This window comes from Streptomyces sp. MS191, assembly GCF_008042125.1.
Taxonomy (GTDB): Bacteria; Actinomycetota; Actinomycetes; order Streptomycetales; family Streptomycetaceae; genus Streptomyces.
On record NZ_RDBI01000040.1, the window covers coordinates 1232690 to 1246842 of the forward strand.

Here is a 14153-nt window from a genome sequence, read left to right on the forward strand (position 1 = left end):
CGACGGAACCGACGGCCGCCACCAGGACGCCCGACACGGTCAGCAGCCACACCGGCAGCCCGCCGGCGACGGTCAGCAGCCGGTCCTCGAAGACGACCTCCCGGTACGGCGCGTCGGGGGGCGCCGGCCCGCGGAACCGGAGTCGCCGGAACCGGATCTTGGTGCGCCGCGTCTGAACCCGCATGCGGGGGAACCACAGAATCCTGACCATGCTGCTCGCGCTGCTCGCGCTCCAGCTCGGCTCGCTCGTCGCACCGGCGTACGCCTGCGGCTGCGGCGCCATGATCCCGGACCGGACCCAGCGCATCGGTGTCGACCGGGAGACCTCGGCCGTGCGCTGGGACGGCCGCACGGAGCAGATCGTCATGCGCTTCACCGTGCGCGGGACCGCGCAGCGGGCCGCCTGGATCATGCCGGTACCGGGCCGGGCGGACGTGGCGCTCGGCGACGGGGCCCTCTTCGACGTGCTCGACCGGATCACCCGGCCCGAGCACCGCGAACGGCACTACTTCTGGCCGCGCGGCGACGACTGGCCCTTCGCCGGCGGCGACACGGACGGTGCGGCGGCCGCACCGCCCGGCGCCGGCGCGGACGTCGGCGTCGTCGGGCGCGAACGCCTCGGCCCCTTCGACGTGGCACGGCTGACCGCCACCGACCCGGAGGCGCTCAGCGGCTGGCTGAAGGAGAACGGCTTCGAGCTGTCCGACCGGCTCGCCACCGAACTGGAGCCGTACGTCGAGCGGAAGTGGGAGTACGTCGCCGTCCGCCTCGCGCCGCAGGAGCGCGGCACGGCCCTGCACGGCCGACTCGACCCGCTGCGGATCTCCTTCGCCAGCGACCGGCTCGTCTACCCGATGCGGCTCTCCCGGCTGGCGCAGAGCCCGCAGTCGCTCGGCCTGTACGTCCTCGCGGACCACCGCATGGAGCCGCGCACGGACATCGGCGGCCGCCCGCCCGAGGTCAGGTTCGCCGGAGCGGTCGAACCGGAAGGCCCCGTCGCGGACCTCGCCGGGCCGGGGAAGGTGTATCTCACCGCCCTGGAACAGGAGTTCCCGGTCCCGTCCCTGATCGACGGCGACCACGAGCTGCGGGCCGCGCCCTCCGACGCGCCGTACCGGGAGGTCGTCTTCGAGGACCGGCTGCTGACCGTCGCCGGCGGGCTGCCGGTGTGGCTGCTGACCGTGTCGGGCGTCCTGGTGGCGGCCGTCGGTTCCGTCGTGGCGATCCGGGTGCGACGCGGGGGCGCCGGGGTACGTTCGGCCGTATGACACAAGAGCGATGGACCGCCGTGGACCGCTACTTCACCGATCTGCTCGCGCCCGCCGACGACGCCCTCGCCGCCGCGCTGGCCGACTCCACGGCGGCGGGGCTCCCGGAGATCGCCGTCGCCCCCAACCAGGGGAAGCTGCTCCACCTGCTGGCCCGTGTGCACGGGGCGCGTTCGGTCCTGGAGATCGGCACGCTCGGCGGGTACAGCACGATCTGGCTGGCCCGCGCGCTGCCCGCGGACGGCCGGCTGATCACCCTCGAGTACGACCCGGCGCACGCCGACGTGGCCCGCGCCAACATCGCCCGGGCCGGACTCGACAAGATCGTCGAGGTGCGCACGGGGGCGGCGCTGGACACCCTCCCGCTGCTGGAGGCCGAGGGCGCGGGCCCCTTCGACCTGGTCTTCATCGACGCCGACAAGGTGAACAACCCGCACTACGTGTCCTGGGCACTCAGGCTCTCGCGCCCCGGCACGGTGATCATCGTCGACAACGTGGTGCGCGGCGGCCGCGTCGCCGAGCCCGACCCGGACGACCCGGCCGTCACCGGCACCCGCGAGATGCTCGAACTCGTCTCGCGCGAGCCGCGGTTGGACGCGACGGCGCTCCAGACGGTGGGGTCGAAGGGGTACGACGGGCTGCTGCTGGCGCGCGTCGTCGGCTGACCGGTGCGGGGCCGGGTCGATGCGGCGGCTACCGCCACTCGTAGATCCGGCCCGCGACCTTCCCGCTCTCCTCGGTGTCGAACTCGAACAGGGCCGCGACGCCCACGAGCCGGGCGAAGGAGGCGGCCGCGGTCTCGTAGAAGAGCGCGCCCCGCCAGTCGACCCCGCCGGAGTCGTTGAACCGTCCCACACCCGAGCCGTGCCAGGTGATGGTCTCCCCGTCCTGGGTCATGGTGACGCCCTGCCCCTCGCCGAAGAGGGTGCCGTCGGGCCGTACGAGGGACTCGTAGGTCCCCATGTCCTTGACCGGTGCGCCCAGGAGCGTGCCGGTCGCCTGGAACGAGGCCTCCACGACGGGATGGCCCCCGTCGGTGGACAGGACTCGCATCCCCGTCGTCTCTCCCTGGATCTCGCCGAGCAGTTCGCCGAGCATGATGGGACTCCTCTCCGTTCCCTCCCGGAGTGGATCGATCCCCGTGTTCCGGACTACGCCTGATGCACGGCGCCGTCAAGCGCGACCCGCTCAGCCCGTGGGGGCGCTGGACCGCCAGCCCGCGAAGAGGGGGACGGTGCCCGATCCGTCGAGGACGACGACGCCGAACGGCCGGTCGAAGACGATCTCCTCGATGACCTGCCTGCGGGGCCGGGCGGCGCTCCGGGTCATCACGACGGCGGTGACGGCGGCCGCCTCCACCCCGTCCTCGGCGACTTCGACCAGCGCCTCCTGGACGACGTCGGCGAGGAACAGCTCCTGCGGGGAGAGCCCGGAGAAGTCGGCGCCCGGGCGCAGGGACCGGGTGACGCCGAGTGCGGGGAGCTGCCCGAGCACGTCCGTCCTCGTCCGCAGCGAGAACCGGGGCAGCGCGAGGTCGACGCCGTCGGCCTCCACCGCCCGCCGTCCGCGCGCCGCCCAGGCCGCGGGCAGGATGCCCGCGGGCCCCTCGCCCTCGGCTCCGAGCACGAACCGCACCCGCGCCGCCGTCCCTTCGGGGCCCGAGCACGGCAGTTCGACGACGGTGGTCGCGCCGACCCGCCAAGCCCGGGACACCGGGATCCGGCGGCGCATGGTCGGTACGTCCACGGTGGAGCCGCGCCGGTCGGTGAACGGTGCGGGCCGGGTGTCCTCGACGGGGAAGCGGGTCGCCCAGGTGGCCTTCAGGGCAAGGGCGTTGACCAGGACCAGGTCCTCGGTGCCGTCGAGCCCGACGGGCAGCCGGTCGATCCGGCCGTCGGTGGACTCCCGCACCCAGGTGTCGAGTTCCTCCTGCGCCCGGTCGTTCAGCGGGCCGAAGCCGACGTCGGGGAGCCCCTGCCGGAAGGACGTCAGCACCGGCACCCCGCTCCACACCCCGGTCGCCACCGAGAGCCCGCCGGTCCGGCCGAGCCGGCGCCCCACGACCGTCGTCGCGTCGGCCGCCCCGTCCCCCTGGACGCCGAGGAGCCCCCGCAGCTCGGCTGCGGTCGCCCCCCGGGCCCCCGAGGCGACGGCGGCCAGTGCCAACCACAGTCCGGCCGGGGAGCAGACGAAGTCGCCGTCGCCGAGGCGGGGCAGCCAGCGCTCGGCCAGCGTCCGAATCGCACCCGTATGCGTCGCCGGATCGATGGCGGTCATATCCTGCCCTCCATGAGCATCGTGAAGATCAACGTACTGAGTGTCCCGGCGGAGCAGCGCGAGGTGCTGGAGCGGCGCTTCGCCTCCCGGGCCGGGGCCGTGGAGGGCTCCGACGGCTTCGAGTGGTTCGAGCTGCTGCGCCCGGTGGAGGGCACGGACCAGTACCTGGTGTACACCCGCTGGCGCAGCGAGGAGGACTTCCAGAACTGGATGAACGGTTCCATGAAGGCCGCCCACCAGGGCACCGCGGGCGGCGAGGGCGGCGGCGAGCGTCCGAAGCCGGCCGCGACGGGATCCACCCTGTGGTCCTTCGAGGTCGTCCAGCAGGCGTCCCCGAAGTAGCCGGAAGGCAGGGTCGGGAGCGCAGGACCCGGGCGGTCCGGGCACGGGAGGGCACGTCAATTCAGAGGCGGGCCCGGCGCGCACCCGTCCACAATGGCCCGCATGAGCTGGTCCTTCTCTCCCGAACGCGTCGACACCCCGGACGCCACCGCCCTGCGCCGCGACTACTACGGCGAGGTCGCCGGCCGCTACTGGAAGCGGCCGGCGACCGAGGCCGAGATCGACGAGGGACTGACGGGCGACGGGGTCGAACTGCTGGCGCCGCCCACCGGGGCCTTCCTCGTCGGCGCCTTCGCGGGCGCGCCGGCGGCCTGCGGCGGGCTGCTGATGCTCGACGCCGAACGCGCCGAGCTGACCCGCGTGTACGTCCGCCCGCGGTTCCGCGGCACGGGCGGCGCCGGCCTGCTGCTCGACGCGCTGGAGACGGCCGCCCGGGGCCTCGGGGCGCGCGGGACGGTCCTGAACACCCGCCTCGACCTGATCGAGGCACGCACCCTCTACACCCGCCACGGGTACGAGGAGATCCCCGCCTACTGCGAGGGCCCGTACATGGAGGTCTGGTACGGCAAGAAGCTCTGAACGGCCGGAGGCGGCGACGAGGTCCACCACCCCTGTCGCGGGTCCGGGGACCGGGGCGTGTGGCGAAAGGAGCGCCGTCCGCCCGGAGGGCGGGCCCCGCGYCGCCTGATGCGTGCGATCGCAAGGCGGAGGGTCGCTCTCCGACTGGGCGTGCCAGGCGTCGCGGGGCAGGCGGGACTTTCGCGACACGCCCTAGGCGTGGTGGTCGCGGGGCGGTTCGGATGTGGGGGGCCGTTCGGCGTCCGAGCCGCACAGCTCGGACGTCAGTTCCTCCACCAGCGCCACGAGGTCCGTAGGGCGGTCGGGCCCCCACCAGTCGCCGAGCAGCTCGGCGAGCGAGTCCTCCCGGGCCTTCGCCAGCCGGGTCGCGGCCTGGAGCCCCTCCTCCGTCAGGACGAGTTGCACGCCTTCGCGCTGCACCAGCCGGCGTTCCTCGACCTGACGGGAGGCGTCCGTGATGGCCCGCAGCGGTACGGGCGTGGCCTCGGCGAGCCGGGCCGGTTCGACGGTGCCGTGGCGGCGGATCCGCAGCAGCAGCCAGCTCGCCGCGGGCAGCAGGTCGAAGCCGGCCCGTTCGGTGATCTTCTCGTAGATCTCCTTGCGGCCCTCCCGTGAACCGAGCACGGACAGGGCGCGGGCGCACTCGTCGTGCGAGGAGCGCTCCACCGGGTTGGAGGCGAGGGTCTGACTCGTGTCGGGGGCCGTCACCGAACCGCGCAGCTTGTCCTCCTTGAGGAACCAGGCGATGACGAAGGCGACGAGGACGACGGGCACCGCGTACAGGAAGACGTCGGTGATGGAGGTCGCGTACGCGTGCAGGACCGAGGGCCGGAGGTCCGCCGGCAGGGCGGAGATGGCGCGGGGATCGGCGGCGATCTTGTCGGGGCCGATCCCCGGGGGGAGCGCCTGTCCGGCGAGCGCCGCGTCCAGTTCGGTGTCGAGCCGGCGGGTGAAGATCGTGCCGAAGACGGCGACGCCGAAGGACGCCCCGATGGACCGGAAGAAGGTCGCGCCCGAGGTGGCGACGCCGAGGTCCTCGTACGACACCGCGTTCTGCACGACGAGGACGAGCACCTGCATGACCAGGCCGAGTCCGGCGCCGAAGACGAAGAAGTAGACGCTCATCTCCCAGGTGGAGCTGGTCTCCGTCAGCCGGTGGAGCAGCACCAGCCCGAGAGCCGTGATGCCGGTGCCGGCGATGGGGAAGACCTTCCAGCGGCCGGTGCGGGAGACGATCTGGCCGGACGCGGTCGAGGTGATGAGCAGGCCGAGGACCATGGGCAGCATGTGGACGCCGGACATGGTCGGGGTGATGCCCTGGACGACCTGGAGGAAGGTCGGCAGGAAGGTCATCGCGCCGAACATCGCGAAGCCGACGACGAAGCTGATGACCGAGACGAGGGTGAAGGTCCGGATCCGGAACAGCTTCAGGGGCAGCACGGGTTCGGCGGCCCGCTGCTCGACGCGGACGAAGGCGACGAGGAGGACGGCGCCGAGCACGGCGAGGCCGATGATCTGCGCGGAGTCCCAGGCCCAGGTGGTGCCGCCGAGGGAGGCGACGAGGACCAGGCAGGTGGCGACCGAGGCGATGAGGAAGGTGCCGAGGTAGTCGATGGTGTGGCGGGTGCCGCGGGCCGGGATGTGCAGCACGGCGGCGATGACGAAGAGGGCGACGATGCCGATGGGCAGGTTGATGTAGAAGACCCAGCGCCAGGAGAGGTGCTGGGTGAAGAGCCCGCCGAGCAGCGGGCCGAGGACGCTGGTGGCGCCGAACACGGCGCCGAACAGCCCCTGGTACCGGCCGCGTTCGCGGGGCGGCACGAGGTCCCCGACGATCGCCATCGACAGCACCATGAGTCCGCCGCCGCCGAGGCCCTGGACCGCGCGGAAGGCGATGAGCTGCGGCATGTTCTGGGCGATGCCGCAGAGCGCCGAGCCGATCAGGAAGATGACGATGGCGGCCTGGAAGAGCTTCTTGCGGCCGTACTGGTCGCCGAGCTTGCCCCACAGCGGCGTCGCGGCGGTCGCCGCGAGCATGTACGCGGTGACCACCCAGGAGAGGTGCTCGAGTCCGCCGAGTTCGCTGACGATGGTCGGCAGCGCGGTGGACACGATGGTCTGGTCGAGGGCGGCGAGCAGCATGCCGAGGAGCAGTGCGCCGATGGCGACGACGACTCCCCGCCGGCCGTTTCCGTCCGCCGGCGAGGGACCGCCACCGATGTCCGAGGGGCGTACTTCCTGGGCCATGGGCGTCTCCGGGGGTGTCCCTGGGGGTCGTAACCCCTCCATCCTGATCCGAATGTCCGGTTATGGCCTGCGGGAGGGGGCTGCCGCCCCTTCCCCGTCCAGGAACGGCCTGCATAATCGCTCGCAAGTTGGTATGGGGAGGGGATCCACGGTGAGCGGACAAGCATGTCCTGAATGCGGTGTACACAGACCTGGCTGCGCCTGCGCCCGGGAGCGGATAGCGGAGGCGGAGGACTTCGACCCGCTGCGCATCCGTCCGTACGTGACGCTGGAGGCGCCGGAGGGGGTGTACGGGCAAGGGGAGGGCCCGGGACACCCGCCGGCGGGTCCCGCGCGGCCGGCGGCGGAGGCGGAGCAGGGGCTTCCGCCGGCTCCGCCCGCGGCGGGTCCGGTGTACGGCGCCCCGGAGTCGCACGGGGAGCTGTCCCCGTACGTGCCGGGAGCGGTGGGTCCGGGACCGCTGCCGCCGGAGGCCCCGCACGGGCTTCCGCCGCTGACGGACCCGGGCGCCGACGGCGGCCACGGGCGGCCGGCGCCGGCGGCCGGCGGGCCCGGGACGACCGGCGACCCGTCGGAGACGATGCCGCTGCTGCTGCCGGGACTCGGCGGGCAGGGCGGTGGGCCGGCGGGGCACGGCACGGGGCATGGCTGGACCGGGGGCGCGGGCCTCGCGCCCGGCACGGCGCACGGCGTCGCCGCGGGCACCATGGCCGGATCCGCGCCCGGCGCTCCCACGCAGGGCCTCGCCGGCGGCCCGGCGCCGCACCTCGCGGCCGAGGCCGCGCCGTACCCGGCGCCCGGGGACACCGAGCCCGGCGCCCCCGGGCCGGAGTACGCCGGCCCCGGATCCGCGCACGACGCCGAACCGGACTTCGAGATGGGGTACGGGCCCGAGCGGCCCGCCACCCGTCGGCGCGGCGCGGTCGTGGCGCTCGCGGCGGCCGTGGCGGTGGCCGTCGTCGGAACCGCCGCCTTCGCGTCGGGCATGTTCGACGGCGGCGAGTCGACCGAGGACCGGGCGGCCGTCCCCACGGTGACGTCGAGCACGTCCGAGAACGTCGCCGTCTCCGAGTCGCCGACGGCCTCGCCGTCCGCCTCCGCGTCCGCGTCGCCGTCCGCGTCGGCCTCCGCCTCGCGGTCCGCGCGGGCGACGGCCACCGCCTCGGCGACCCGGACCACGGCGGCCGCCACGACCGGCGCCACCGCGTCGTCGGCGGCGCCATCGAGCAACCCGGTGGCGCCCGCGACCCCGTCGCAGGACGCGCTCGGCCCGACGCTGCGCTACGGCGACTCGGGGCCCGAGGTCCGGGAGCTCCAGGACCGGCTGAGGCAGCTCTGGCTGTACAGCGGCCCCTCGGACGGCGAGTACGACAGGAAGGTCCGCCACGCGGTGGAGGTGTACCAGTCGTACAAGGACATCGACGGGGACGAGGACGGCGTGTACGGGTCGAACACCCGCCGGGCGCTGGAGGCGGAGACGAGCGGCTGAGGTCCGCGATGCGGACGGATTGGCGGAGCCGCGCCGCTTTTTGTATCGTGAAGGAACAAAGTGGATCCCGCTCGCACTCCCTGACCGGTGAGCGGGTCCACTTCGTTCTCCTCCCACCCCTTCTGGAGACCGTTGATGCCCGCCAGCACCCCGGCAACGCTCACCGCCCGCGCCCTCCTGCTCGACATGGACGGCACCCTCGTCAACTCCGACGCGGTCGTCGAGCGCTGCTGGCGCCGCTGGGCCGTCCGGCACGGGCTCGACCCCGTGGAGGCCCTCAAGGTCGTCCACGGACGCCAGGGATACGCGACCATGGCCGTCCTCCTCCCCGAGCGCCCCATGGCGGAGAACCACGCGGACAACAAGGTGATGCTCGCCGAGGAGACGGCCGACCTCGACGGCGTCGTGCCCGTACCGGGCGCCCCCGCCTTCATGACCGCGATCGCCTCCCTCCCGCACGCCCTGGTCACCTCCGCGGACGCCGCCCTCGCGCGGGCCCGGATGGGCGCGGCACGGCTGCCGATGCCGGCGGTCCGGGTCACGGCGGAGTCCGTCGGCGCCAGCAAGCCGGACCCGGAGGGCTTCCTCAAGGGCGCGGCGGAACTGGGCTTCGCTCCGGAGGACTGCGTCGTCTTCGAGGACTCCGAGGCCGGGATCCAGGCCGGCCGCGCGGCCGGCATGCGCGTGGTGGGCGTGGGACCGCGAGCGGCCGCCTTCGCCCCCGACCTCCACGTCCGCGACCTCACGGACCTGGCGCTGTCGGTCTCCGAGAGCGGCACGATCACCCTCGCCGTCCTGCCGTAGGCAGCGGCCCCGGCACGACGGACGGGCGGCTGCGGCGGGACCGTCGCGGGCGGGACCGTCGGAGGGTGGGCGGAATCCCCGCTCCGCGGCCCGCGCCCCCTCTCACCGGCCAGGCTTCCCGCCCTCCGCGGCGGCCGGGCCGCGCACCAGCCTGCCGCGCGCCACGAGCTCCAGGACCACCGCCACCGCGACCGCCTGGACGACCATCAGCGCGACGAGGACGAAGAGCTGGACCGCGCCCGCCTCCCACGGCGACGCCCCGCCCAGCAGCATGCCGACGAACGCGCCGGGCAGCGTGACGAGACCGACCGTCCTCGTCTGGTCGAGCCCGGGCAGCAACGCGTCCGAGGCCGCCTCGCGCGCCACTTCGAGGCGCGCCTCCCGCTCCCCCAGACCGACGGCCAGCCCCGCCTCGACCTCCCCCCACCGGTTGCCGAGTTCGTCCAGCGCGCGCCGCCCGCCGAGGACGGTGGCCGTCAGCGCGCCCCCGATGAGGATGCCGGTCACCGGAATGAGCGCGACGCCCCGCACCGGGACGAGCCCGGTGAGGACGAGCGTGCCGACGACCGGCGCGACCCCCGCCGCGATGGGCACGCCCGCRCACCACCAGCCGGCGCCACCCCGGGTGACGCGCCGCCCCGCGGTCCACACCGCCACCCCGTACATGAGCAGCAGGAATCCCAGCAGCAACGGCAGGTGCCGCATCACCCACCCGATGACGAGCGACACCGCCACGAGCTGAACGGCCGCCCGCAGTCCGGCGACCAGGCTGTCGCGCGGACTCCCGAGCCGCGCCACCGCGACCACGCCCGCGGCCACCGCGAGCAGAACGGCCAGGACCACCCCGAAAGCGACGTTGACGTCGAGAAGCACGCGCCAACTCTAGGGGGCTTTGTCGCGCCCATCCGGCCCGATCGACAGGCACCCCCTGGGCTCCGCTCGCGTGCCGAGCGGCTCCCGCGCGGGCCGGACTCCGCGGCCCGGACTCCGCGGACCAGGCGGGACGTACCGGGCAAGACCCGGCGCCGGCGCCTTATCTGTCACCTCGTCAGACCCGTCCGACCCCTTGATGTGACGTGCCCATGTCGCCACTCTGTTACCTGGCGCACCCCGCACGGAAACCTCGCGCCGCCACGATGACCGGGCCACCCGGCACCCGCCCGGGGACGGTTGGGCCAAGGTCCCCCCACATCAAGGGAGTTCGCATGCCTCTCGCCAGTGTCTACGCGCGTCGAATAGCCCGCCGTGCCACCGTGCTCGGCGCCACCGCCGCGCTCACCGTGACCGGCCTCCTCGCCACCGCCCCGACCGCCCAGGCCGCGATGCCCACGCCGGTGAGCGCCGCCACCGCGCGGTCGTACCTCGCCTCGCTCACCGTCAAGGCGGAAGGTTCCTCCACCGGTTACAGCCGCGATCTCTTCCCGCACTGGATCACCCAGTCGGGCGCCTGCAACACGCGGGAGACCGTGCTCAAGCGCGACGGGGTCAACGTCGTCACCGACTCCAGCTGCGCCTCGGTGAGCGGCAGTTGGTACTCGCAGTACGACGGCGCCACCTGGACCGTCGCCTCCGACCTGGACATCGACCACATGGTCCCGCTCGCCGAGGCCTGGCGCTCGGGCGCCAGCTCGTGGACCACCGCCACCCGGCAGTCCTTCGCCAACGACCTGACCCGCCCCCAGCTCATCGCCGTCACCGACAACGTCAACCAGTCCAAGGGAGACCAGGACCCGGCGGAGTGGATGCCGTCGCGCACCGCGTACCGCTGCACGTACGCCCGGGCCTGGGTGCACGTGAAGTACTACTGGAACCTGAGCGTCGACTCCGCCGAGAAGAGCGCCCTCCAGTCGGTCCTGAACGGCTGCTGACGCCGGAACCCGTGTGATCCGCCCCGCCGTTCCGTACCGTACGGCGGAACGGCGGAGGGGGATCACGATGATGGCCGGACTCAGGATCGGACCGGTGCTGCGGTACGTCGACGGGGTGACCGGCACCTCGGCGACGGTGTGGGTCGAGGCGGACCGCCCGTGCACCGCGGAGATACGGTGCGCGGACGGCGCGGGCGGCCGTGCCCGGACGTTCCAGATCGCCGGCCACCACTACGCCCTGGTCCCGGTGACCGGGCTGACCCCGGGCGTGGCGACCGCCTACGAGGTGCTGCTCGACGACCGCCCGGTCTGGCCGGAGCCCGGCTCCGGCTTTCCGCCGAGCACGGTCCGCACGCCGGCCGACGGCCTCCGGGTCGCCTTCGGCTCCTGCCGCTGGGCGGCGAAACCGGCCGCCGGTCACGACCCCGTCGGCCCGGACGCGCTCGACACCCTGGCGACGGCCCTGGCCGCCGACCCGGGCCGCGCACGGCCCGACGTCCTGCTGCTCCTGGGCGACCAGGTGTACGCGGACGAGACCTCGGCCGCCACCCGTCGCTGGCTCGCCGCCCGCCGCGACCCGCGCGACGCCCCGGGCTCGGAGGTCGGCGACTACGAGGAGTACACCCGGCTCTACGACGAGTCCTGGCGGGACCCGGAGGTCCGCTGGCTGCTCTCGACCGTCCCCAGCCTCATGATCTTCGACGATCACGACGTGATCGACGACTGGAACACCAGCGCCGCCTGGCTCGCGACGATGCGGTCCACGCACTGGTGGCACGAACGGGTGGTGAGCGGGCTGATGTCGTACTGGGTGTACCAGCACCTCGGCAACCTCTCCCCCGCCGAGCTGGCGGCCGACCCGCTGTACGCCGAGATCCGGTCGGTGCCCGACGGGACCGAGCTGCTGCGCCGCTTCGCGGCCGAGGCCGACGCCGATCCGGCGCGGGTGCGGTGGAGTCACCGCAGGGACCTCGGCCGGACCCGCGTGCTGATGGTCGACACCCGGGCGGCGCGGGTCCTGGCGGAGGACTCCCGGGCGATGCTGGACCCGGCCGCGGCGGCCTGGGTGCGCGACCAGGCCCTGGACGGCCCCGGCACGTACGACCACCTGCTGGTCGGCACCTCGCTGCCCTGGTTGCTGCCGCCGCTGATCCACGACGCGGAGGCCTGGAACGCGGCCCTGTGCCGGGGCGAACGGGGCGGGCCGACGGGGCGCTGGGCCCGGTTCGGGGAACGGTTGCGGCAGCGCTCGGACCTGGAGCACTGGGCGGCGTTCCCTGACTCGTTCGAGGCGCTGACCCGGCTGCTCGCGGAGGCCGCCGGAGGATCCCCGGACGGCCGCGCGCCGGCCGCGGACACCCGGGACGCGCCGGCGACCGTGTGCGTGCTCTCGGGGGACGTGCACCACGCGTACGTGGCGGAGCCGCGCTGGCCGGACGGCGGTCCCCCGGCCCGGGTGGTCCAGCTGACCTGCTCCCCGCTCCACAACGCCGTGCCCGCGTCGATACGGCTCGGCTTCCGCTTCGGCTGGAGCCGGGCGGGGCGCCGGCTGGGGCGGCTGCTGGCCCGGCACGGCCGGGTGGCCCGGCCCTCGATCGGCTGGCGCCGGACGGGCGGGCCGTGGTTCGGCAACCAGCTCATGACGCTGACCCTGCGGGGGCGGTCGGCGACGCTGACCCTCGATCAGGCGCGGGCGGGGGCAGGCCTGGTGACCGTCGACGAGCGGGTGCTCGACGCGGGGTGACGCTCCCCACCGCGGCGCACGTGGCTGAATGTTGAACTTGCAAGTACAGGTGAGGGGTGCCTAACCTGACGGCCTCATCGGTTCCGTCCCCCACGTTCCGTTCCCCCACGAACGGACACGACCGAAGGAGTCCGTCCCCATGAACAACCTGGCGAACCGCCTGCACCGGGCGCAGCCCTACGCGCTCGGCCTGTTCCGCATCGTCGTCGGCCTGCTCTTCGCCTGCCACGGCGCCGCCTCGCTCTTCGGCGTCCTCGGCGGCGCGATGGGCGGCGGCACCGTCGAGGCCGGCACCTGGCCGGGCTGGTACGCGGCGGTGATCCAGCTCGTCGCGGGTGTCCTGGTCCTGGTCGGACTGGGTACCCGTACCGCGGCGTTCGTCGCCTCCGGGTCGATGGCGTACGCGTACTTCAAGGTCCACCAGCCCGAGGCGCTCTTCCCGCTGCAGAACAGCGGCGAGGGTGCGGCCCTCTTCTGCTGGGTGTTCCTGCTGCTCGTCTTCACGGGGCCGGGCGCGCTGGCGCTCGACCGGCTCTTCGGGGCCCGGAGCGCGGGCGCCGCGCAGCCCGAGGAGCGGCGCGCGCCGGTCGCCGCCTGACCCCGTCGCCGTCCGGCGCGGCGGGCGTCCCTCCTGCCGCACCGGACGCGCGACGCCCCTGCACGACCGGGGCCGGAGACCGCAAGAGCGGTTTCCGGCCCCGGTCGCTGTGTGCGGCGCCCGGCCCGCGTAGGCTCTGGCGCTGTGAATGTGCTCGACAGCATAGGGTCACTGCGGTCACTGACCGCGGGACCGTGGATCTACGCGGCGGTGGCGACGTCGGTGCTCCTCGACGTCTTCCTGCCGGTGCTGCCGAGCGGAATCCTGGTGATCACGGCCGCGACGGCGGCGGCGACGGCCACCGCGACGTCGACGGACGTGCCCTCCGTCCTGCCGCTGCTGCTGTGCGCGGCCACGGCCTCGGTCCTCGGTGACTTCGTGGCCTACCGGCTGGCCTGGCGCGGCGGGGCCCGGCTGGACCGGGCGATCGCCCGCTCGCGCCGCCTGACCAGGGCGCAGGAACGTCTCGGCACAGCGCTGGCGCGAGGCGGCGGCCTGCTCGTCGTGATCGCGCGCTTCGCCCCGGCGGGGCGTTCGGTGGTCTCCCTGGGCGCCGGCGCGGCCCGGCGCCGGATCAAGGAGTTCCTGCCGTGGTCGGCCCTCGCCGGCGTGGTCTGGGCGGGCTACAGCGTGGCGCTCGGCTGGCTCGGCGGCCTGTGGCTGGGCCCGACCTGGATCAGCGCGGGCGTCTCCGTGGTCGCGCTGTTCCTCGCGGGCGCGCTGGCCGCCTTCGTCATACGGCGTCCGGCTGCGGCTCCGGCCGCGGCTTCCTGACCCCGCGCACCTCGAGGCCGTCGAGCAGCCGGGCGGTCGCCTCCGCGATCTCCTCCACGGCGCGGTCGAACACCTCGCGGTTGTGGGCGGCGGTGGCGCCGAGCACGGTGGCACGGCGGGCTATTCGACGCGCGTAGACACTGGCGAGAGGCATGCGAACTCC

15 protein-coding genes and 1 pseudogene are annotated in these 14153 nt (G+C 74.2%); 10 read left to right on the forward strand and 6 right to left on the reverse strand.

What is annotated here, in order from left to right; genetic code table 11:
• Window positions 1-184, reverse strand: a pseudogene (locus EAO71_RS37655) (hypothetical protein); the annotation flags it as partial.
• Between the two features lie 25 nt (window positions 185-209).
• On the opposite strand from EAO71_RS37655, the gene EAO71_RS12660 reads away from it, so the two are divergent.
• Complete coding sequence (locus tag EAO71_RS12660; protein WP_261992111.1) at window positions 210-1268, forward strand: DUF2330 domain-containing protein; 1059 nt, start codon at window positions 210-212, stop codon at window positions 1266-1268.
• Window positions 1265-1933, forward strand: a complete 669-nt coding sequence (locus EAO71_RS12665; RefSeq protein WP_147977816.1) for an O-methyltransferase — start codon at window positions 1265-1267, stop codon at window positions 1931-1933. The genes EAO71_RS12660 and EAO71_RS12665 overlap by 4 nt, the downstream gene beginning before the upstream one ends.
• A 28-nt stretch (window positions 1934-1961) precedes the next feature.
• On the opposite strand, the gene EAO71_RS12670 is transcribed toward EAO71_RS12665, so the two are convergent.
• Window positions 1962-2366, reverse strand: coding sequence for a hypothetical protein (locus EAO71_RS12670; RefSeq protein WP_147977817.1), 405 nt, complete (start codon window positions 2364-2366; stop codon window positions 1962-1964).
• Window positions 2367-2456: 90 nt separating this feature from the next.
• Complete coding sequence (locus EAO71_RS12675) at window positions 2457-3545, reverse strand: serpin family protein (RefSeq protein ID WP_147977818.1); 1089 nt, start codon at window positions 3543-3545, stop codon at window positions 2457-2459.
• A gap of 12 nt (window positions 3546-3557) precedes the next feature.
• Here EAO71_RS12675 and EAO71_RS12680 point away from each other — a divergent pair, with 12 nt between their 5' ends.
• A complete protein-coding gene (locus EAO71_RS12680; RefSeq protein WP_147977819.1) occupies window positions 3558-3887 on the forward strand; it encodes an antibiotic biosynthesis monooxygenase family protein in 330 nt (109 codons plus the stop codon).
• A 93-nt stretch (window positions 3888-3980) separates the two neighbouring features.
• A complete protein-coding gene (locus tag EAO71_RS12685) occupies window positions 3981-4466 on the forward strand; it encodes a GNAT family N-acetyltransferase (protein WP_187282652.1) in 486 nt (161 codons plus the stop codon).
• A gap of 192 nt (window positions 4467-4658) precedes the next feature.
• Here the strand turns inward: EAO71_RS12685 and EAO71_RS12690 are convergent, their stop codons facing one another.
• Complete coding sequence (locus tag EAO71_RS12690) at window positions 4659-6713, reverse strand: MFS transporter (RefSeq protein ID WP_147977821.1); 2055 nt, start codon at window positions 6711-6713, stop codon at window positions 4659-4661.
• A 151-nt stretch (window positions 6714-6864) separates the two neighbouring features.
• On the opposite strand from EAO71_RS12690, the gene EAO71_RS12695 reads away from it, so the two are divergent.
• A complete protein-coding gene (locus EAO71_RS12695; protein ID WP_147977822.1) occupies window positions 6865-8202 on the forward strand; it encodes a peptidoglycan-binding domain-containing protein in 1338 nt (445 codons plus the stop codon).
• A gap of 135 nt (window positions 8203-8337) precedes the next feature.
• On the forward strand, window positions 8338-9006 hold the full coding sequence (locus EAO71_RS12700; protein ID WP_147977823.1) for an HAD-IA family hydrolase: 669 nt from the start codon (window positions 8338-8340) through the stop codon (window positions 9004-9006).
• 102 nt (window positions 9007-9108) lie between these two features.
• Here EAO71_RS12700 and EAO71_RS12705 read toward each other — a convergent pair whose 3' ends face one another.
• Complete coding sequence (locus tag EAO71_RS12705) at window positions 9109-9879, reverse strand: ABC transporter permease (protein WP_147977824.1); 771 nt, start codon at window positions 9877-9879, stop codon at window positions 9109-9111.
• A 332-nt stretch (window positions 9880-10211) separates the two neighbouring features.
• On the opposite strand from EAO71_RS12705, the gene EAO71_RS12710 reads away from it, so the two are divergent.
• The 4 genes from EAO71_RS12710 to EAO71_RS12725 all read left to right on the forward strand — a co-directional run bounded on the left by EAO71_RS12710 (window position 10212) and on the right by EAO71_RS12725 (window position 13990).
• On the forward strand, window positions 10212-10874 hold the full coding sequence (locus EAO71_RS12710; RefSeq protein WP_147977825.1) for an HNH endonuclease family protein: 663 nt from the start codon (window positions 10212-10214) through the stop codon (window positions 10872-10874).
• A gap of 70 nt (window positions 10875-10944) precedes the next feature.
• The gene (locus tag EAO71_RS12715; RefSeq protein ID WP_147979266.1) at window positions 10945-12618 is read left to right on the forward strand and encodes an alkaline phosphatase D family protein; all 1674 of its coding nucleotides are present in this window, start codon (window positions 10945-10947) and stop codon (window positions 12616-12618) included.
• 139 nt (window positions 12619-12757) lie between these two features.
• A complete protein-coding gene (locus tag EAO71_RS12720) occupies window positions 12758-13216 on the forward strand; it encodes a DoxX family protein (RefSeq protein ID WP_399758580.1) in 459 nt (152 codons plus the stop codon).
• A gap of 150 nt (window positions 13217-13366) precedes the next feature.
• A complete protein-coding gene (locus EAO71_RS12725) occupies window positions 13367-13990 on the forward strand; it encodes a DedA family protein (protein WP_147977826.1) in 624 nt (207 codons plus the stop codon).
• Here EAO71_RS12725 and EAO71_RS12730 read toward each other — a convergent pair.
• Entirely contained in the window at window positions 13950-14144 is a 195-nt protein-coding gene (locus EAO71_RS12730; RefSeq protein ID WP_261992112.1) for a DUF2277 family protein, read from the reverse strand. The two genes, EAO71_RS12725 and EAO71_RS12730, sit on opposite strands and share 41 nt — an antisense overlap.
• Window positions 14145-14153: the final 9 nt, after the last annotated feature.

What these genes read in the sequence shown, in the direction of transcription:
- EAO71_RS12720 (WP_399758580.1), top strand. Translation starts at nt 12,758, where the DNA reads ATGAACAACCTGGCGAACCGCCTGCACCGGGCGCAGCCCTACGCGCTC.
- EAO71_RS12730 (WP_261992112.1), bottom strand. Translation starts at nt 14,144, where the DNA reads ATGCCTCTCGCCAGTGTCTACGCGCGTCGAATAGCCCGCCGTGCCACC.
- EAO71_RS12685 (WP_187282652.1), top strand. Translation starts at nt 3,981, where the DNA reads ATGGCCCGCATGAGCTGGTCCTTCTCTCCCGAACGCGTCGACACCCCG.
- EAO71_RS12660 (WP_261992111.1), top strand. Translation starts at nt 210, where the DNA reads ATGCTGCTCGCGCTGCTCGCGCTCCAGCTCGGCTCGCTCGTCGCACCG.
- EAO71_RS12690 (WP_147977821.1), bottom strand. Translation starts at nt 6,713, where the DNA reads ATGGCCCAGGAAGTACGCCCCTCGGACATCGGTGGCGGTCCCTCGCCG.
- EAO71_RS12670 (WP_147977817.1), bottom strand. Translation starts at nt 2,366, where the DNA reads ATGCTCGGCGAACTGCTCGGCGAGATCCAGGGAGAGACGACGGGGATG.
- EAO71_RS12665 (WP_147977816.1), top strand. Translation starts at nt 1,265, where the DNA reads ATGACACAAGAGCGATGGACCGCCGTGGACCGCTACTTCACCGATCTG.
- EAO71_RS12710 (WP_147977825.1), top strand. Translation starts at nt 10,212, where the DNA reads ATGCCTCTCGCCAGTGTCTACGCGCGTCGAATAGCCCGCCGTGCCACC.
- EAO71_RS12675 (WP_147977818.1), bottom strand. Translation starts at nt 3,545, where the DNA reads ATGACCGCCATCGATCCGGCGACGCATACGGGTGCGATTCGGACGCTG.
- EAO71_RS12680 (WP_147977819.1), top strand. Translation starts at nt 3,558, where the DNA reads ATGAGCATCGTGAAGATCAACGTACTGAGTGTCCCGGCGGAGCAGCGC.
- EAO71_RS12715 (WP_147979266.1), top strand. Translation starts at nt 10,945, where the DNA reads ATGGCCGGACTCAGGATCGGACCGGTGCTGCGGTACGTCGACGGGGTG.
- EAO71_RS12700 (WP_147977823.1), top strand. Translation starts at nt 8,338, where the DNA reads ATGCCCGCCAGCACCCCGGCAACGCTCACCGCCCGCGCCCTCCTGCTC.